Source organism: Halapricum desulfuricans (assembly GCF_017094465.1).
Classification (GTDB): Archaea; Halobacteriota; Halobacteria; order Halobacteriales; family Haloarculaceae; genus Halapricum.
In genome coordinates this window covers 2308392-2324782 of the sequence record NZ_CP064791.1, presented here as the reverse complement: position 1 = coordinate 2324782, position 16391 = coordinate 2308392, and the positions used below count along the sequence as shown (strand labels likewise).

General features: G+C 64.5%; 21 protein-coding genes and 1 tRNA gene. 14 read left to right on the top strand and 8 right to left on the bottom strand.

Annotated features, from left to right (window positions below; translation table 11 throughout):
• Position 1: 1 nt before the first annotated feature.
• A complete protein-coding gene (locus HSEST_RS11860; protein ID WP_418886552.1) occupies positions 2 to 967 on the bottom strand; it encodes a formyltetrahydrofolate deformylase in 966 nt (321 codons plus the stop codon).
• 161 nt (positions 968 to 1128) lie between these two features.
• Between HSEST_RS11860 and HSEST_RS11855 the strand changes: the two genes are divergently transcribed.
• The 4 genes from HSEST_RS11855 (at position 1129) to HSEST_RS11840 (ending at position 3874) form a co-directional block, all read left to right on the top strand.
• On the top strand, positions 1129 to 2061 hold the full coding sequence (locus HSEST_RS11855) for a GAF domain-containing protein (protein WP_229121138.1): 933 nt from the start codon (positions 1129 to 1131) through the stop codon (positions 2059 to 2061).
• Positions 2058 to 2711 (top strand): DUF7504 family protein, encoded by a 654-nt coding sequence (locus HSEST_RS11850; protein ID WP_229121137.1) that lies wholly within the window; start codon positions 2058 to 2060, stop codon positions 2709 to 2711. Before HSEST_RS11855 ends, HSEST_RS11850 begins: the two co-directional genes overlap by 4 nt.
• Positions 2712 to 2778: 67 nt before the next feature.
• A complete protein-coding gene (locus HSEST_RS11845; protein WP_229121136.1) occupies positions 2779 to 3465 on the top strand; it encodes an RAD55 family ATPase in 687 nt (228 codons plus the stop codon).
• Between the two features lies 1 nt (position 3466).
• Complete coding sequence (locus HSEST_RS11840; RefSeq protein WP_229121135.1) at positions 3467 to 3874, top strand: hypothetical protein; 408 nt, start codon at positions 3467 to 3469, stop codon at positions 3872 to 3874.
• Between the two features lie 15 nt (positions 3875 to 3889).
• Here the strand turns inward: HSEST_RS11840 and HSEST_RS11835 are convergent, their stop codons facing one another.
• Complete coding sequence (locus HSEST_RS11835; RefSeq protein WP_229121134.1) at positions 3890 to 4174, bottom strand: DUF5789 family protein; 285 nt, start codon at positions 4172 to 4174, stop codon at positions 3890 to 3892.
• A gap of 120 nt (positions 4175 to 4294) precedes the next feature.
• On the opposite strand from HSEST_RS11835, the gene HSEST_RS11830 reads away from it, so the two are divergent.
• The 4 genes from HSEST_RS11830 to HSEST_RS11815 all read left to right on the top strand — a co-directional run bounded on the left by HSEST_RS11830 (position 4295) and on the right by HSEST_RS11815 (position 6673).
• Entirely contained in the window at positions 4295 to 5083 is a 789-nt protein-coding gene (locus HSEST_RS11830) for a PHP domain-containing protein (protein WP_229121133.1), read from the top strand.
• A 68-nt stretch (positions 5084 to 5151) separates the two neighbouring features.
• Positions 5152 to 5316, top strand: coding sequence for a DUF6757 family protein (locus HSEST_RS11825; protein WP_229121132.1), 165 nt, complete (start codon positions 5152 to 5154; stop codon positions 5314 to 5316).
• A 72-nt stretch (positions 5317 to 5388) separates the two neighbouring features.
• Positions 5389 to 6036: an HVO_0476 family zinc finger protein gene (locus tag HSEST_RS11820; protein ID WP_229121131.1), complete on the top strand. Its 648-nt coding sequence runs from the start codon at positions 5389 to 5391 to the stop codon at positions 6034 to 6036.
• Position 6037: 1 nt separating this feature from the next.
• Complete coding sequence (locus HSEST_RS11815) at positions 6038 to 6673, top strand: protein-L-isoaspartate(D-aspartate) O-methyltransferase (RefSeq protein WP_229121130.1); 636 nt, start codon at positions 6038 to 6040, stop codon at positions 6671 to 6673.
• Positions 6674 to 6699: 26 nt separating this feature from the next.
• Here the strand turns inward: HSEST_RS11815 and HSEST_RS11810 are convergent, their stop codons facing one another.
• Positions 6700 to 7503, bottom strand: coding sequence for a TrmB family transcriptional regulator (locus tag HSEST_RS11810; protein WP_229121129.1), 804 nt, complete (start codon positions 7501 to 7503; stop codon positions 6700 to 6702).
• Positions 7504 to 7556: 53 nt separating this feature from the next.
• Positions 7557 to 9167 carry a DUF255 domain-containing protein gene (locus HSEST_RS11805; RefSeq protein ID WP_229121128.1) on the bottom strand — a complete coding sequence of 537 codons (1611 nt, stop codon included), beginning with the start codon at positions 9165 to 9167 and terminating at the stop codon, positions 7557 to 7559.
• 92 nt (positions 9168 to 9259) lie between these two features.
• On the opposite strand from HSEST_RS11805, the gene HSEST_RS11800 reads away from it, so the two are divergent.
• Together HSEST_RS11800 and HSEST_RS11795 are read left to right on the top strand one after the other, a co-directional pair.
• On the top strand, positions 9260 to 9772 hold the full coding sequence (locus tag HSEST_RS11800; RefSeq protein WP_229121127.1) for an FxsA family protein: 513 nt from the start codon (positions 9260 to 9262) through the stop codon (positions 9770 to 9772).
• 78 nt (positions 9773 to 9850) lie between these two features.
• Positions 9851 to 9924 (top strand) — tRNA-Ile (locus tag HSEST_RS11795).
• 272 nt (positions 9925 to 10196) lie between these two features.
• On the opposite strand, the gene HSEST_RS11790 is transcribed toward HSEST_RS11795, so the two are convergent.
• Together HSEST_RS11790 and HSEST_RS11785 are read right to left on the bottom strand one after the other, a co-directional pair.
• Positions 10197 to 10640, bottom strand: a complete 444-nt coding sequence (locus HSEST_RS11790) for a type IV pilin (RefSeq protein ID WP_229121126.1) — start codon at positions 10638 to 10640, stop codon at positions 10197 to 10199.
• A 290-nt stretch (positions 10641 to 10930) separates the two neighbouring features.
• Positions 10931 to 11356: a type IV pilin gene (locus HSEST_RS11785; protein ID WP_229121125.1), complete on the bottom strand. Its 426-nt coding sequence runs from the start codon at positions 11354 to 11356 to the stop codon at positions 10931 to 10933.
• 301 nt (positions 11357 to 11657) lie between these two features.
• Between HSEST_RS11785 and HSEST_RS11780 the strand changes: the two genes are divergently transcribed.
• From HSEST_RS11780 to HSEST_RS11770, 3 genes are read left to right on the top strand one after another with little or no spacing between them, the layout of a single operon-like run.
• Positions 11658 to 12146, top strand: coding sequence for an Lrp/AsnC family transcriptional regulator (locus HSEST_RS11780; RefSeq protein ID WP_229121124.1), 489 nt, complete (start codon positions 11658 to 11660; stop codon positions 12144 to 12146).
• Positions 12143 to 13288: a pyridoxal phosphate-dependent aminotransferase gene (locus HSEST_RS11775; protein ID WP_229121123.1), complete on the top strand. Its 1146-nt coding sequence runs from the start codon at positions 12143 to 12145 to the stop codon at positions 13286 to 13288. The genes HSEST_RS11780 and HSEST_RS11775 overlap by 4 nt, the downstream gene beginning before the upstream one ends.
• Before the next feature lie 18 nt (positions 13289 to 13306).
• Positions 13307 to 13621 (top strand): MTH1187 family thiamine-binding protein, encoded by a 315-nt coding sequence (locus HSEST_RS11770; protein ID WP_229121122.1) that lies wholly within the window; start codon positions 13307 to 13309, stop codon positions 13619 to 13621.
• Between the two features lie 3 nt (positions 13622 to 13624).
• On the opposite strand, the gene HSEST_RS11765 is transcribed toward HSEST_RS11770, so the two are convergent.
• Together HSEST_RS11765 and fen are read right to left on the bottom strand one after the other, a co-directional pair.
• Positions 13625 to 14674 (bottom strand): hypothetical protein, encoded by a 1050-nt coding sequence (locus HSEST_RS11765; RefSeq protein ID WP_229121121.1) that lies wholly within the window; start codon positions 14672 to 14674, stop codon positions 13625 to 13627.
• A gap of 45 nt (positions 14675 to 14719) precedes the next feature.
• Positions 14720 to 15700: a flap endonuclease-1 gene (fen, locus tag HSEST_RS11760; protein WP_229121120.1), complete on the bottom strand. Its 981-nt coding sequence runs from the start codon at positions 15698 to 15700 to the stop codon at positions 14720 to 14722.
• Positions 15701 to 15800: 100 nt separating this feature from the next.
• On the opposite strand from fen, the gene HSEST_RS11755 reads away from it, so the two are divergent.
• Positions 15801 to 16388, top strand: a complete 588-nt coding sequence (locus tag HSEST_RS11755) for a hypothetical protein (protein ID WP_229121119.1) — start codon at positions 15801 to 15803, stop codon at positions 16386 to 16388.
• The last annotated feature ends 3 nt before the right edge of the window (positions 16389 to 16391 follow it).

Below are 16391 nucleotides of genomic sequence, written 5' to 3'. Positions count from 1 at the left end.
CCTAGTCGTCGGCTTCGGCCTGGGCGTCGTCTTGCTCCGCGAGGAACTCCCCGAGCCCGTCGACCGGCCGGTCGGGAGTGAGTTCGTCTAGCTGCTCCGGTGCGCCCAACTGCGCGTCGGTTTCTTCGGGGTTGCGGAGCTTCGTGCGGCCGCGATGGACCGAGACCTCTTGGTCGAGGTGGAGTTTGATCGCTTCAAGCAGTGCTTCGGCCTCCAGCGGCTGGCCGATCCGCTGGAGCTGTTCCTCGGTGGCGTCGTCGGGGACGTTGAACGCGCGCTGGGTGATGATCGGCCCCTGATCGAGGTCGGTCGTCACGTAGTGGGCGGTCACGCCGGCGATACGAACGCCCTCCTCGATGGCCTGCATGTACGCCGACGCGCCCGGGAACGCGGGCAGCAGGCTCGGATGGACGTTGATGATCTGTTTCTCGTACCGGAAGACGACGTCCGGGCTGAGAATGCGCATGTATCGGGCCAGTACGATCAGATCCGAGTCGTACTCCTCGAGCAGATCGAGCAGCTCCGCCTCGTCGGGCGTGCCCTTCTCGTCGCCGATGTCGTGGAACGGGACCTCGTACTTCTCGGCGAGGGGCTCCAGGTCGGAGTGGTTGCCGATCACCACGTCGATGTCGGCCCCGAGTTCGCCGCTGGCCCAGGCCTCGAAGATCGCTTCCAGACAGTGCGATTCCTTCGTCACGAGGACGGCGATCGACTGGGTCTCCCGGTCTTTCGGGAAGCGGACCTTGATGTCGACGTCGAGTTCGTCGCCCAGCTCTCGGAGGTCCTCGCGGAGTTTCGCCTCCGTACAGACCATCTCGCCGGTGTCGACGTGCATCGTCATCCGGAAGACTCCCTCCCGGACGGCCTGGTCGAGGTCCTCAATGTTGATGCCACGCTCGAACAACAGCGAGGTGACGTTGGCGATCAGTCCGGTGTCGTCCTCGCCGACGACCGTGATCTCGGTCATCTCGCTCGTCACGGGCGACACCTCCGGCGCGTGCGGACCGTCGTCGCTATCCGGCACGTTCGAACAGTCATTGATGTGTTGCAGTCAGCCTGCAAGCAAAAGCGCTTCGCGTTCGGGACTCCCCCAGCAAATCTATAGGGTCGGAGCCGTCAGTGTGTGCTATGTCAGGCGACGAGGCCGTCTCACTCCTCTATGTCGACCCCGACGAGCAGGCGTGCCTGGAGACGCGGACCGATCTCGAAGCGTCTCCGCTGCTCGACGTGGACGTCCGGACCTGCAGCTCCCTCTCGACGGCGATTGAGACGCTGGAAGCCGACGCAATCGACTGCGTCGTCACCGAGTACGAACTGTCCGATGCCACCGGGATCGACCTGCTGGACCGGCTCAGAGACGACCGCCCGGACGTTCCCTGTATCCTCTACACCGACGTCGGGCCGGATGCGATCCACACTGGGGCTGCGCGGGACGCCGTCGTCGAATACCTCCCGCGAGACATCCCGGACCCGGTCCGGTCGCTGGCCCGGCTCGTCCGGAACGTCCTCGACGAACGCAGCCAGCTCGCCTACCCCCTCCCGGAGACAGAAGACGAGCGACTGGCGGCCATCCAGCGCTACGATGTCGACGACCTCGAGGCGACGACGGCGGTCGATCGTCTCACCGAACTGCTCGCCAACCACTTCGACGTCGCTGTCGCGTTCGTCGGGATCGTCGACGCACACGAGGAGCGGTTTCTCGCCTGCAAGGGGGCCGACTGGGACCGCCTCGACCGTGAGGACGCTATCTGTAGCCACACACTGCTCGAGGACGAACACCTGATCGTCGAACACGTCCAGTCCGACGCGCGGTTCGCCGACATTGAGGTCCTTGCGGAGCTGGACATCCGATCGTATGCGGGCGTGCCACTGACGACTCCCGATGGGCTTCCGATCGGCGCGATGTGCCTCATCCACGACGAGCCCCGGTCGTATTCCGACGACGACATCGAGGATCTGCACCGCTTCGCCGAGGAACTGATGGAGCAACTGGAACTGCGCCGACGGCTCTCGGACGTCGAGCGGGCCGTTCCGAAACCCGATCACGAGGGGATCAAATGACGGCCCAACTACAGGACGCATACGCGTTCCCGGAACTGCCGCTCGATCCGGTCGACGCCGGAACGAACTTGTTGCTCACCGGCCCGCCGCTGGTCGGGACCCAGCGACTCCTGCTCTCGATGGTCACCGGGGCCGACGAGGGCGAGGGTCTGCTGTTCGTCTCGGCCGACGAGGACGGAGTCAGCATCATCGAGGACTACGAGACGGCCGGGCACACGTTCGACCCCAGCCGGATGTGTGTCATCGACTGCACCGACCACAGTCCGGAGTCGACCGGCGCTGTCAGGCAGGTCTCGGGGCCGAGCGACCTCACGGGCATCGGCATCGAGTTCTCCTCGCTGTACGAATCGCTGCGCGAGAGCGGCGTCGACCGAGCACGGGTCGGGCTGTACTCGATCCCGACGCTGCTTGCATTCGCCGAGGACTTCCGGGCAGTCTATCGATTCTTGCATACTGTTACCGGCCGGATCAGGACCGCCGACGGACTCGGCGTGTTCGCGATCGATCCCGACGCGATCGACGACGAGGCCTTCGCGACAGTTGCGCAGGCGTTCGACGCTCGCGTGATCGTTCGAGAGGGTGACGATGGCCCGGAATTTCGGGTCCGCGGGCTGCCCGACCAGCCCGACGGTTGGCATCCGGTCCCGTGACGGGGGAGTTATCACTCTTGGGAACAATGCAGAAACATCTATGTCGCGAGGTCACGCTGTTTCGGACATGCGCATCTCGAGTGGCGTTCCCGGCTTCGACGAGCTCGTCGACGGCGGCTTGCTCCCACAGCGACTGTACGTCGTGAGCGGACCGCCGGGCAGCGGGAAAACGACCTTCTCCTCGCAGTTCATCACCCAGGGCGCCAAGCAGGGCGACAACTGCCTGTACGTGACGATGCACGAGACCAAGGAGGAACTGATGCAGGACATGGCCGGGTTCGACTTCGGCTTCGACAAGGCCATGCAGTCCGACGCCGTCCAGTTCCTCAATCTGGTCACCGAGAGCGGCAAGCGGACCATCACGCAGTTCGGCCACGAGGGTGGACTGACCAACCGGCTGGTCGCGTTTCTCGATTCGAACGACATCGACCGTGCGGTGATCGACTCGACGATGTTGCTCCAGCACTTCTTCTCGGACGCCAACCAGGAGATCACCGGCTTCCTCTCGGCGCTGAAACAGACCGACACGACGATCATACTGATCTCGGAGATGACCGATCCCTCAGCGTACTCGGACGAGCACTACCTCGCCCACGGCGTCATCTTCTTCCACAACTACCTGGAGTCCGGTGGGATGACCCGCGGTATTCAGGTGATCAAGATGCGCGGTACGGCCATCGACTGTGACATCCGTCGAATCTCCTTCAGCGATAGCGGGCTGATGGTCCACACCGACGAGAAGATACAGAGCTGACATGTACGAACAGACCTACGACACCGACTGGGAATCGCTCGATCGCGACGGGGCGATGAGCCGCGCGTTCGCCATCGGTGTCGCGGCGTCGTTCGGCCACGATTACTCCGAGGAGTACGAGCGGATTGTCGCCGAGATGGACAGCTCCTACAACCGGAGTATCGTCGAGCTGGCCTTCGAAGAGGGCAAGAACAAGGCCAAAAAGAAACGCCACGAGAGCGACAACGGTGACGAGGACGACGTCTGGTCCGAACTGGTCGAGGGCGAGACGGTCACCGTCGAACGCGACGAGGTGCCGACCGGCGGGCAGAACCGCCTGCCTGCGGCCCTCGACAAGGCGAAAATCCTCGACCGTCCGGACGCCGACAGTCGCGATCGCGTCTCGAAACCGGACTTCCTGGACAAGTAATCGATCGATGCGATCCTACAGCGAGAGCGGATCCGGTCCGTCCTCGCCGGGCCCGACCGGATCTCTGTCGCTGTAGTACTTGCGGCCGATGCCCTTGCTCGAGACAGCACCGTAGGCGGCCATGTGCGCGTCGGTCGCCGACTCGAAGGTCTCGTTGCCGAGCCGTCCCAGGACTTCGCCCAGTGACTCGGTTCCGTTCGGCAGGACCAACTCCGTATCGCCGTAGGCCTCGATCAACTCCTCGGTCGTCGCCGGATACTCGTGGGTCTCGAACTGCTCTATTGCGGCTGTGAGTCGCATACAACCGTGAAATTGGTGGACGGCAATAAACCTTAACTATTAATCATACAGAATGCTCGAAGGTATCGGTATGTGTTCTAGGATCGGAAGTCGCTTTGGCCAGTCGGTCCAACGCGGGGTATGGTCCGGGCGGATCTCCACGTGCATACGACGGTCTCCGACGGCGAACTCGACCCGGCAGCGGTGCCGGCGACCGCGCGACAGGCCGGACTCGACGCTGTGGCGATCACCGACCACGATCGGATCCAGCCCGGCCTGGACGCCCCTGTCGTCCGTCGCGACGGCGTGACTGTCGTCCACGGTATCGAACTCCGGGTCGATGCCGGAAAACAGCGGGTCGATCTGCTCGGATATGGGCTGGATCCGACACCCGATCTCGAGGCGGCTTGCGAGCGCATCCAGCGCGACCGGGTCGAGCGCGCCCGCGCGATCGTCGACTGTGTCGAGGACCGACTCGGTGTCACATTGAACGTCGAGTTTCACCCCGGTGTCGGTCGACCGCATATCGCTCGCGCGATCGACGCGAGCGACGCGGATCTCGGGTATCAGGAAGCCTTCGAGACACTCATCGGGGACGACGACCCCTGTTTCGTCTCCAGGGAGATCCCGACGTTCGAGACCGGGCGGCGACTGCTCGCGGAGGCGGCCGCGTTCGTCGGGCTCGCGCATCCGCTTCGCTATCGGGACCCCGATCACGCGCTCGCCCTGGCGGCGGATCTGGACGCCGTCGAACTGGCCTATCCCTACGATCACGACGCCGACCGACGCCCGGTCCGGCGTGCGATCGATCGCCACGGCCTGCTGGCGACCGGCGGCAGTGACGCACACGGGCGCCGACTCGGGATCGCCGGGCTCGACGCCGAGCAGTTCGAACGCGTCCGCAAGCGACTCCCTCATCCCCGTCGTTGACGGGCGCCGTCCGACACGCGCAAGACGACAGCGCAGGGTTCAATGTCGTCGCCGTTCTACCGTCAGGCATGAACTGTCACTACTGCGATCGCGACGCCGAGGTCACCGTCGAGAAAGACGGGATCAAGGTCGGCGTCTGCAAGGAGCACTTCCGCGAGCGGATGGAGGAACTCGCGGATTCGGAGTGGCTTGAGGGCGTCGAAGACCAACTTGATATCGACCGCGCCGAGTAGCGGCGTTCGGACCGGATCTTTCTCCCGCAGGCTGTCACACGGCTTTTACGTACGTGCCGAGTATCGACACGTATGACCGACGCCACGGATCAGGTTGCAGTGCCGTGTCCGGCCTGCTCGCCGGACTTCGAGACCGTCCACGAGGTGCTCTCGGAGGGCGGGCAAGCCACCGTCAAATGTACCGAGTGCGGGCACGTCCACAAGACGACGTTGCCCGAAGAGACGACACTCCAGCGGGACGTCGTCGTCTCCCAGGACGGCGACTCATTCAGCGCGAGCACCGACGTGCCCGCCGAGGAGACGCTTGCAGTCGGCGAGGAGTTTCTGCTGGAAACCGACGAGGCGATTCTGACTGTCCGGATCACCAGCCTCGAACTGGCCACCGGCCGCGTCGAGGAAGCCCCGGCCGAGGACGTGCGCACGATCTGGACACGGGCGGTCGGCAACGTCAGCGTCAACACGACTGTCCATCCGAAGGGCGGCGACCGCGAGGGAACCCGCAGCGAGGAGTTGCACGTCCCCGGCGACTACGAGTTCGTCGTCGGCGAGATCGACGAACTGGGCGAGTTAGAGTTCACCGTCGAAGGGATCCACCTCCGGGAGGACGCCCACGGCTACAACCACGAGAAACTCGATCACGACGGCGATATGGCCTTCGCCAAGGACATCAAGCGCCTGCTCGTCCGCGATGAGAGTTCGACCGCGTGGTCGGCGTGGTAGGATGTTCGGGAGCGACGACGACGCGAGCCGAGACCGCCTGTTAGCGGGGCTTCGCCAGCGGGTCGACGACCAGGCGGTCGTCGACGCGATGGCCGCGGTCCCGCGCGAGGCGTTCGTCCCCGACAGCCAGCGCTCGAGCGCCTACGCCGACCGTCCGCTTTCGATCGGCGAGGGCCAGACCATCAGCGCCCCGCACATGGTCGCGATCATGGCCGAACTCCTCGATCTCGAAGCCGGCCAGACGGTCCTGGAGATCGGCACTGGCTGTGGCTATCACGCCGCTGTCACGGCCGAGCTCGTCGGATCCGAGGGCGTCTACAGCGTCGAATACTACGAATCGCTCGCCCGCGAGGCCCGCGAGCGGCTGGCCGAGCTGGGATACGACGGCGTCTCCATCCGCGCCGGCGACGGCCACGACGGCTGGGCCGAGCACGCCCCCTACGACCGGGCGTACCTGACCTGCGCTGCGCCCGCCTTTCCCGAGGCGGTCGTCGAGCAGGTCCGGCCCGGCGGCGTGTTGCTCGGGCCGCTGGGCGAGGGTCATCAGACGCTGGTCAAAGCGATCAAACGCGAGGACGGCACCCTCGAGCGTACCCGACACGGTGGCGTTCGATTCGTCCCGATGCAGGACGAGTAACGACTTTCGAGTAGGGTGATTCCGCGCTACAGTTCGAGGGGATCGGCGTCCGCCCAGCGCGCCTCGAATTCAGCCGTGACCGTCGCGGCGAACTCCGGATCCTTGAAGTCGATGACAGCGAACGTCTCGTTCTCCCGGAGCGGGTGTGGCACCTCGATGCAGACTTCGGTGTCGTCAATCGTCTCGAAGGTTCCGATGACGTCTTCGCTGGTCCGGACCTCGAAGCCGTCGTGCGGTTGCAGGAGTTCCCGGTAGCGCTCGCCGACGCTGTCCGGCAGCGCCTCGACCATCTCCGGCGGCATGAGCAGTTTGACTTCGACGCCGCGGTCGAGTGCGTCTTTCAGGGTGGCGACGCTCCGATCGCCGATCTCGTCGAGGTCGAACTGCTGTGAGAACTGCGAGGTGACGATGACGATCCGATCGTCGGCGGCGGTCAACCGCTCGATGAGCAGTTCCGCGGTCTCTTCGGGCCCGACCGCGGCCGTCCAGAACGTCTCCCCGATCGGTTCGGCCGCCTCCAGGTCCTCCGCCAGCGAGTCGACGATCTCCTCGTACTGGTTGGCCTGTTCTTCGAGCTCCTGCTTTTTGTCCTCCAGTAGCCGATCGAGCGCGGTCTCTGGCTCGACCGCGACGTACTTTTTCGGTCGGCTCGCGGCCTGGCTCCGGACGAGGTTCTGTGTCTCCAGGCTGTTGAGCACGTCGTAGATCCGACCCATCGGCACGTCGCTGATCCTGGACAACTCCTTTGCCGTTGTCGGCCCAGTTTCGAGCAACGATCGGTACGCTCGAGTCTCGTATTCCGACAGCCCGAGGTCGCGGAGTGTGGCCATATCGGATTGTCGCGGCGGCCGATCAAAAACCTATCGTGAGTTTACGCATCCAATCACGCGTCCGTGAGCAGCGATTCCAGTTCCGTCGGCGTCTCGGCCGATCCGACCGTCGCCTCCCCGTCGAGTACTGTCGTCGTTTCGCCGCCGACGCCGGGCACGACGACGGCCTCGTGATCGGCCAGCCGGAGCGCGGCACGGTGGAGGTCACTGCCCGCCGCCGGGCCGACTTCGATCGTCCGCGGCTGGCGGACGCGGGCGACGCTCGTGGCGTACTCGGCCGCCTCGACGCCCATCCGGTCGGTGGCGTCCGCGTAGGCCGCGAGCGTTTCGCGAGCCGTCTCCCGGTAGCTCGACTCGCCGGTGAGCGCCGCCAGCGTGATCGCGGCGTCGGCGAACGCGACGGCGTAGTCGAACGGATACAGCGACCGATCCAGCAGTCCGGCCTCACCGGGCGGCCCGTCCCTGAACACGTCGTCCTCGGCGAGGTGCTCGATCGTCCAGTCCGCGACCGCTCGCGCCGGCCCGGGCTCGCCAAGCACCTGCCAGGCGGTCGTCAGTCCGGTGAGCACGCGTGACTGATCGACGAGTAGCCCGCGCGGGCTGTCCGCTCCCGGGTAGTGTGTGACGGCCCCCTCCTCATCGACGAGTTCAGTTACCGTATCCAGCGCACGCTCGGCGAACCGTCGCGAGCGGTTGTCGTCGGTGTAGGCGTAGTAGGTACACAGCGCGTCGACCGCCAGCGCGTTCCGGTCGGCGAACACTGTGCCGTCGACTGGCGGCGGGTCGGCGTCTTCGCGCTCGGTCGCGTCGAGCTGATAGTAGCGGGCTCGCCCGGCCTGGCTGGCCGCGAACGCGCCGGTCCCGGGCGCGTCGTCGGTCCACAGCGTGGTCGTTAGGTACTCGATCGCTCGCTCGGCCGTCTCGCGGTAGGGTTCCTCGCCGGTGTAGCGATACCCGTGGGCGAACGCCCGTATCAGCGCCGCGTTGTCGTCGAGCAACTTCGCCCGTCGGGGCTCGCTCCAGTCGCGCTCGGTCGCGTACCGGTAGAACCCGCCGCCGTAGGTGTCCAGCAGGTGGGTCCGTACCGCCTCGAGCGTTCGTGTGGCCTGTTCGCGCGCCCGCACCAGCGCGAACTCGATCGTGCGGGGCAGCGGGAACTTCACGTCCGCACCCCACCCGCCGAACTCCTCGTCGTAGGCCGCGAGCAACTGCTCGATCATCCGCTCTTCGACCGCTGCGGACAGCGACCCGCCCGGTGGCTCGGTTTCCCGCAACTGGCGCGGGATCGATCCGCCCGCCTCGCCCTTGGCGTCCCAGGTCTCCCGGACGCGATCGAGGATCTCCCGGAAGCCGTCGACACCCAGGTACGTCGCGCCGGTGAGCACTCGCCCGTCGGGGGTCAGAAAGACCGTCGAGGGAAACCCGCCCATCGTGTACCGATCACGGACCTGTGGATGTCGGTCCGCGTCGACCCGGATCGGGACGAACCCGTCGTTGACGTGGGCGGCGATCCGCGGCTCGGCGTAGGTACTCGCGTCCATCGCCGCACATTCGGGCGACCACGGCGTCACGAGCGACAGCAAGATTGGCGAGCCCGTCCGCTCGGCTGTCGCGAACGCTTCCGGCCCCCACTCGCGCCACTCGACTTTCGGCTGTTCGTCCATACGGCCTCGTCTGAGGCGCGGAGAAAAGAACGCTTGCACTACGAGGCGTAACTCGAAAAGGTTGATACATCGTGCCCCGATAGGGAGAGATGATGCTTCGGTTGATCGCGGTCCTGCTACTCATCCCGCTGTTAGATATCCTGCTGTTGCTCGCGGTCGCAGGGGTCATCGGCGGGCTCGAGACGGTGCTGGTCGTCGTGTTGACCGCGCTCGTCGGGATGCTGCTGGCCCGCGCCGAGGGACGCCACACCATCTCGAAGATCCAGCGCAAACTTGCCCGGGGTGAGCCGCCGACCGACGAGCTGATCGACGGCGGGCTGTTGATCGCCGCCGGCGCGTTCCTGCTGACGCCCGGGCTGGTGACCGACCTCGTCGGCCTGCTGTTGGTCGTCCCGGTGACCCGCTATCCGGTCCGCGTCGCGCTCAAGAAGTGGGTCATCACTCCCTACGTCGACAGCAAGACCGGCGGGTTCGCCACCGGCCGGATCTATACCACCGGGTTCCCCGGCAACGGCGGCGACGGAGTCCCCGGCGGGCAACCGGGCAATGACACGTACGACGTGGGCGCGGACGACTACGACATCGACGACGGTGACGACAACTAACACGGGAGCCGTCCCCGAGACTGGATCGAAAGGCAACGTTTAAAACTACTTGCCCAGTAGGCAGGAATGCGCTCGCCTGGGCCAATAGCTCAGTCAGGTTGAGCGCTCGGCTGATAACCGGGAGGTCACCGGTTCAAATCCGGTTTGGCCCATTATTCTGCTGTGAACTAAACGAGAAGGGACAGTGGTGAGCCCGTGAACGTGACTGATGTGTTGGCTGTTCTGGTTGTCTAATTGGCGTCCTCGCCAGCGGTACGGCTTGACGTGGACTGCATAGCAGATGCAGACTGTTGAGATCATTCTACTACAGCATCGTCTGATCGGGCCGATACCGGGCTGAGTATGCTCAATAACAGGGGTCACGCAGTTGCTACTACCGAGCGTGAAAAACGCCCACCTGAATATGGGTGGAGCTTAGGAGTCGTCAGTTGTCGGGGACGGTGTACTCGCCGAGCGTACTCGACGAATCGCCACTCTCGGATGTCCACGTGACCTTGATCGTGTCGCCGCCTTTAATCTTGTCCGAGAGACCACTACTACTATTATCAAGCACAGTCCTCGAACCTGACGAAATGTCACCGCTGCCGAACTGATATTTCGAATCTACTTCCTCTCCGTTAATCAGTACCGACACTCGGTCGCCATCGAGTGTGTCGCCAGTGTTGTGCGTGATGGTTACGTTACCGTCGCCGCTGTTGTTATATTCGAAGTCGAAATCTGCGGTCGGCGTCGTACTCGTCGAATCGCCAAGACCGAGGACGAACGAGGCGATGACGGCCGCGAGGATCACGGTGATCGCGACCATCAGGATCACGCCGATGACCGGACTGACTGCGTCGTCGTCTGTGAGGAGTTTCTTCGGATTCATGATGTTCTTCGCACCCGATTTCACGTGTGCAATCGGTGACGACCAGTCGCACCGTAATAAATACATCGAATCTTTCTCAGATTTCTTCATCTGAAAATGTTTGCGGTGGGTGGAATAGACAGTCACGACGTCTGCGTCGATGTCCGAACAGGCGGAATCACACGCCACACTCGGCAAGCTATCCGTTTGCCGAGTCAAGATAGACGATGGTTATATTCCGGCAGCAAGCAGTCTCTTCGGTCTCTGTGGTTCGAAACGCGCCACCCGAAATGCGGGTGGATGGTGAGTCGTTAGTTGTCCGGGACGTCGTACTCGCTGAGCGTACTTGAGGATTCCTGATCCTCGGACTCCCAGGTGACCTTGATGGTCTCGCCGCCGCCAATCTTGTCACCAGTCTCAGTCTGGTTGAACGAGATCGAAGAGCCGGACGATATCTCGCCCGAGAACTGAACGTCTGCCGGATCACCGTCGATCAGCACTTCGACTCGATCAGCGTCGATATTGTCGCCAGTACTGTGTGAGACCGTCACGTTCTTCGTGCTGTTGTCGTAGTCGAAGTTGAAGTCCGCGGTCGGCGTCGTGCTCGTCGAGTCGCCAAGTCCGAGGACGAACGAGGCGATGACGGCCGCGAGGATCACGGTGATCGCGACCATCAGGATCACGCCGATGACCGGGCTGACTGCGTCGTCGTCTGTGAGTAGTTCTTTCGGGTTCATTGTCGTTCACCTGCACGCTGCTTCTGCGTGCGTGTGCAGTGCTATTCGATTGTATTGGTATAAAGACCGTGGGTGTTTTGCCGTTTTCTGTGGTTGAGAAACCCCACTTTCAGGATTGAAATTCGATTCACGCCGGCCTGTATCCGGATTCACGGCCAAAATATCACGCTTTATCATGGCAATTGTCGACGACACACAGTCGTCGATCTCGCTGTCATCTATCTGGGGCCGGCAAACGGTCGATCGACAAGACGTCTCACGGATGGGAAATCCTTTTGCTCGCGGTGGCCCCTGAGCCGATATGGACCTGCACGAGGAACTTCTGGAGTTACTCCAGGAGAACGCCCGGTACAGCATCGACGACCTCGCCCGCATGACCGACGCCGAACCAGACGAGGTCGAGGCCGAGATCGAGCGCCTCGAGTCGGAGGGGGTCATCCGCGGGTATCAGGCCGTTGTGGACTTCGAGGAGACCGAGCGCGAGCGCGTTCGGGCGATCGTCGAACTCAACGTCACGCTCGATCGGGAGACGAGCTACGGCGATATTGCCGATCGGATCGTCCAGTTCCCCGAAGTGCGGGAGCTGCGGCTGGTCAGCGGCGACTACGACTTCGACATGGAGGTGCAGGGCGACTCGATGCGGGAGGTGAGCCACTTCATCAGCGACAAGATCGCGCCCATCCCCGAGATCACCCAGACGGTGACTCACTACCACATGGACACCTACAAGACACAGGGTATCGTCCTCGGGGACGGCGACGACGACGACCGGCTCTCGATCTCACCATGACGATCGAACCGTCCCAGCGTGTCGAGACGGTCCCGCCCTCGGGAATCCGTCGGTTCTTCGAACTCGCCGAGGAGATGGACGAGATCATCTCGCTGGGGGTCGGCGAGCCGGACTTCTCGGCGCCGTGGGCCGCCCGTGAAGCCGCGATCACCTCGCTGGAGCTCGGCAAGACCTCCTACACCGCCAACCGTGGCCGGCGCGAACTCCGGGAGCTGATCGCCGAGGACGCCGATCGCCGATACGACCTCACGTACGATCCCGACGAGGAGGTCCTCGTCACGACCGGCGCGAGCGAGGGCCTCGATCTGGCGCTGCGCGCGGTCATCGACCCCGGTGACACCGTCGCGGTCGTCCAGCCGAGCTACGTCTCGTACGTCCCCGGCGTGATCTTCGCCGGCGGCGAGCCGTTGCCCGTCCCGACCACCACGGAGACGGATTTCAAGCTCACGACTGAGGCGCTGTACGACGCCGGTGCCGACGAGGCCGACGCGCTGGTGCTGTGCTATCCGAACAATCCGACCGGCGCGACGATGACCGGCTCGGAGCTGGAGCCGATCGCCGAGTTCGCGCGCGAGCACGATCTGGTCGTCCTCTCCGATGAGATATACTCGGAGCTGACATACGAACACGACCACACCTCGATCGCGACGCTGCCGGGGATGCGCGAGCGGACGATCGTCTTCAACGGCTTCTCGAAGGCCTACGCGATGACCGGGCTGCGGCTGGGCTACGCGCTCGGCCCGCCCGAGGCCATCGCGGCGATGAACCGTATCCACCAGTACACGATGCTGTCGGCGCCCACGACCGCCCAGTACGCCGCGATCGAGGCGCTGGAGAGCTGTGACGACGCCGTCGGGGAGATGCGACGGCAGTACGACCGCCGCCGTCGGCTGGTGCTCTCGCGGTTCGAGGAGATGGGAATCGAGTGTTTCCCCGCTTCGGGTGCCTTCTATGCCTTCCCGGAATCGCCCTGGGACGACAGCGAAGCGTTCGCCGAGGCACTGCTGGAAGACCAGCACGTGGCGGTCGTCCCCGGCACGGCCTTCGGCGAGGGCGGCGAGGGCCATCTCCGCGTCTCGTATGCGACCGGGATGTCGGACCTGAAGGAGGCGCTGGATCGCATCGAGACCTTTATTTCCTGATCTCCGCTGCATTCAGATATGACGTTGATCGCGTTTCTGAGCGTCGCACCGGTGATCGAGGGGAGCATGTCCGGCGAGGTCGCGAAGGCCGTCGCCGCCCTCGAGGACTTCGGGGTCAGCTACGAGACGACGCCGATGGGGACGATCATCGAGACCGACGATCCCGACGAGCTGTTCGCGGCCGCACAGGCGGCCCACCAGGCCGTGGACGCCGACCGCGTCGAGACGTTCCTGAAGATTGACGACAAGCGGACCACAGCACAGCAGGCCAGCGAGAAAGTCGAGGCGGTCGAACAGCACCTGGGTCACGAAGCCCGGAGCGACCCGGAGTAACCGCTATTCGTCTTCCGAGACGACGACGCCGTCGGCCGGGTCGAGACGTATCGTTTCTCGTCCGTCCGTGCTGACTTCGTCGATGGCCTCCCTCACTGCGGCCATACGAGCGCCCTCGACCGCGATGAGGATACCTGTCTCGGTCGTTCGCGCACCGTACGCGCCGTTCTCCGTTGCTGTCTCGATGATTCGACTCTCTTCGGCCGTCCCCACTCCGATGTGTTCCATCGCGTCGTGGTGTGCTTCGTCGAGCAGTGCGCCGAACCGCTCGGACTCGCCGTCGTCGAGGGCCACTGTCGCCTGGCGCGCCCGGGCGTTTTCGCGGACGACGTAGCCGAGGTCCTCGGCGTCTGCCCCCTCCAACCGCGAGAGCGTCGCCAGGTCGACCGCCGTCGAGGAATCGACGCCCAGTTCGTCCAGTGCCTGCCGGACGCTTGCCCGCACGTCGTCAGCGTGTGTCCCGCTGCCGTCGGTTTCGACGGCGAGAAACTCCAGGGGCTCCGGGACGGCCATTCGGGCCTGTGAGTCACTACTCCCGTCCAGAAAGAGCACCGACCCGGCCTTCGAAAGCGCAATCGCGGACGGCAACGGGGTCCGGTATTCGCGGCCGAAGAACTCGGCCTCGACGCGCTCTGCCAATCCGGCGATGTCCGCCCGATCGAGGTCCAGGTCGGACACCGCGCCCAGCAACGCCAGGACCGCGAGTTCCAGGCTCACCCTCGCCTCCGGGTCGCCGATTCCAGAATCGCCCACCTCCGCCCAGCGTTCGTACAGCTCCCCGTCGATCGTCCCCTCGAACCCGCCGGGTTCGAAACCGCGCTCCGCCAGGACGGCATAACACCCTCGGATCGGGTCGGTCCAGTCGCCGACTGGGTCGGTCTCGTCGGTCGCGAACGTCCGGGTTTCGCCCCCTGCGGTGACCGTCACCGCCTCCGACGGCGTCGCCTCGATCGTCGTCGCTCGGTCCGTCGCCATCGCCAGCGCGTATCCGTCGCTGTCCATCGTCCGGCTTCCGAACAGGACTGTCGCCCCGGGAGAACGCACTTGATACATACACGTACCTTCCGACTGGACCGTTGGTGAGTGTTGCGACCCCGGCTATGACCACTGATCGAGCCCGGTCTGGACCTGTGACTGCTCGATCCGTTCGAACCCGCGCTCGACCTCTCCGGGGTCGACCTCCCAGGTCTCGGTGACGTACTCGCGGGCCGCGCTCACGTCGGGCGAGATATCGAGATCCAACGCCGGCGTTTCGGCGACCGGCGGATCCCGGAAGAGCCCTCTGATCCGGTCGACGTTCTCGACCTGTAGCCCCTCGGCCTCGATGACGCCCCACAGATCCCCGTGTTCCCTGACCGCCTTGACCGACGTCTTCGGGCCGTATCCGGAGACGCCCTCGTTGAAGTCGGTCCCACAGAGGATCGCCACGTCGATCAACTGTTCCCAGGTGAGGTCGTGTTCGGACAGCGTCGCGTCCAGATCCATCAACTCGGGATCGCCCTTGCTGGTCAGTTGCCTGAGCGTCAGCGGCGCGCCGAACAGCAGGGCGTCGTAGTCTTCCGTGCCGGCGTAATCGACGTCACCGCGGCGGGCCATCACCGCCGCCTGGGCCTCTCCTTCGGCCGGCGCATCGACGATCGGCACGTCGAGCAGTTCGAGTAACTCCCGTGTCGTCTCGACGATCGTCTCGGTCAGTCGCTGGGTCCGTGACTCCAATCGAGCGACTGCGAGGTCGTCACCGCGCTCGCGTGCTTGCTCGAGGCGCTGCTCTGCCGCCTCGCGCTTTTCGCGTCGCTGCTTTACCTCGTCGTCCTTGAGATCCGTGACCGCACCGTCGAAGACGAACACCGGCGTCAGATCGTGCTCGAAGAACTTCGGGAGCCCCTGCACGACGCCGACGAGGTTTGCGACTTCCTCGCCGTCGCTCGTCGTGTACACGTCGTCGCTGGTCCACTTGACGGTCGTCGTCAGATAGCGGTACAGCCAGTTGTGGGCGTCCACCGCGACGACCGAGCCCTGCAACTCGGCGAACGGCACGTCCTCGATAACCGCCAGATCGCGAAGCGCTGCGTTTCCCATCGAGCGGCCGTTAGGCCGACAGCGGTTTCACCTTACCGGACGTGCGTTCGACGACACGAGTGGATTAATTTACAAGCCCCGGTGTCTAATCGGCGGGCGTATGACCGATCGAGACCGACAGTCGTCGTCACGACGGCGGGTTCGCACTGACGGGGGGCCGACAGTCGAGAATCCCGAGACGGAGTTACTCGCGGCGGGTGCCCTCGAAGAAGCGCCATCCGGGGATCTGCAGGTCACCTCGTCGTTCAACGAGGCCTGGCAGGCGGAGATCGCGGCCGTCAAGTCCAGCGACGGAACCAACCGCGAGGAACTGATCGACGTGATGGGGATCGATTCGGCGGGCGAAGTCGAACTCGAGGCCGTCGACGATGCGTTTCGCATCACCGTCGACGGCGCGCTGATCGGTGCGCTGGAGTCACAGGCGGCCTTTTACGCGGATCTGGCCGCCGCTCGATTGCTCGAAGACCGCCTCGAGGAGTGGCACGATCTGCCGGTTGCCGACCGGAGCCGCCTGCTCAAGGGACTGCGACTGTTTCTGGAGACCTGTCCCGAGTGTGGCACGCCGGTCGTGTTCGACACCGAGACCGTCGAGTCCTGCTGTGGCAGCTATCAGGTCGCAGCCGTCGACTGTGACGAGTGTGGTTCGCGGCTGTTCGAGTCCGCGCCGATCGACGGACAGTCGGCGTGAACG

What these genes read in the sequence shown, in the direction of transcription:
- HSEST_RS11855 (WP_229121138.1), top strand. Translation starts at nt 1,129, where the DNA reads ATGTCAGGCGACGAGGCCGTCTCACTCCTCTATGTCGACCCCGACGAG.
- HSEST_RS11815 (WP_229121130.1), top strand. Translation starts at nt 6,038, where the DNA reads ATGTTCGGGAGCGACGACGACGCGAGCCGAGACCGCCTGTTAGCGGGG.
- HSEST_RS11775 (WP_229121123.1), top strand. Translation starts at nt 12,143, where the DNA reads ATGACGATCGAACCGTCCCAGCGTGTCGAGACGGTCCCGCCCTCGGGA.
- HSEST_RS11780 (WP_229121124.1), top strand. Translation starts at nt 11,658, where the DNA reads ATGGACCTGCACGAGGAACTTCTGGAGTTACTCCAGGAGAACGCCCGG.
- HSEST_RS11805 (WP_229121128.1), bottom strand. Translation starts at nt 9,167, where the DNA reads ATGGACGAACAGCCGAAAGTCGAGTGGCGCGAGTGGGGGCCGGAAGCG.
- HSEST_RS11835 (WP_229121134.1), bottom strand. Translation starts at nt 4,174, where the DNA reads ATGCGACTCACAGCCGCAATAGAGCAGTTCGAGACCCACGAGTATCCG.
- HSEST_RS11850 (WP_229121137.1), top strand. Translation starts at nt 2,058, where the DNA reads ATGACGGCCCAACTACAGGACGCATACGCGTTCCCGGAACTGCCGCTC.
- HSEST_RS11765 (WP_229121121.1), bottom strand. Translation starts at nt 14,674, where the DNA reads ATGTATCAAGTGCGTTCTCCCGGGGCGACAGTCCTGTTCGGAAGCCGG.
- HSEST_RS11770 (WP_229121122.1), top strand. Translation starts at nt 13,307, where the DNA reads ATGACGTTGATCGCGTTTCTGAGCGTCGCACCGGTGATCGAGGGGAGC.
- HSEST_RS11810 (WP_229121129.1), bottom strand. Translation starts at nt 7,503, where the DNA reads ATGGCCACACTCCGCGACCTCGGGCTGTCGGAATACGAGACTCGAGCG.
- HSEST_RS11785 (WP_229121125.1), bottom strand. Translation starts at nt 11,356, where the DNA reads ATGAACCCGAAAGAACTACTCACAGACGACGACGCAGTCAGCCCGGTC.
- HSEST_RS11860 (WP_418886552.1), bottom strand. Translation starts at nt 967, where the DNA reads ATGACCGAGATCACGGTCGTCGGCGAGGACGACACCGGACTGATCGCC.
- HSEST_RS11825 (WP_229121132.1), top strand. Translation starts at nt 5,152, where the DNA reads ATGAACTGTCACTACTGCGATCGCGACGCCGAGGTCACCGTCGAGAAA.
- HSEST_RS11800 (WP_229121127.1), top strand. Translation starts at nt 9,260, where the DNA reads ATGCTTCGGTTGATCGCGGTCCTGCTACTCATCCCGCTGTTAGATATC.
- HSEST_RS11845 (WP_229121136.1), top strand. Translation starts at nt 2,779, where the DNA reads ATGCGCATCTCGAGTGGCGTTCCCGGCTTCGACGAGCTCGTCGACGGC.
- HSEST_RS11830 (WP_229121133.1), top strand. Translation starts at nt 4,295, where the DNA reads ATGGTCCGGGCGGATCTCCACGTGCATACGACGGTCTCCGACGGCGAA.
- HSEST_RS11755 (WP_229121119.1), top strand. Translation starts at nt 15,801, where the DNA reads ATGACCGATCGAGACCGACAGTCGTCGTCACGACGGCGGGTTCGCACT.
- fen (WP_229121120.1), bottom strand. Translation starts at nt 15,700, where the DNA reads ATGGGAAACGCAGCGCTTCGCGATCTGGCGGTTATCGAGGACGTGCCG.
- HSEST_RS11790 (WP_229121126.1), bottom strand. Translation starts at nt 10,640, where the DNA reads ATGAATCCGAAGAAACTCCTCACAGACGACGACGCAGTCAGTCCGGTC.
- HSEST_RS11820 (WP_229121131.1), top strand. Translation starts at nt 5,389, where the DNA reads ATGACCGACGCCACGGATCAGGTTGCAGTGCCGTGTCCGGCCTGCTCG.
- HSEST_RS11840 (WP_229121135.1), top strand. Translation starts at nt 3,467, where the DNA reads ATGTACGAACAGACCTACGACACCGACTGGGAATCGCTCGATCGCGAC.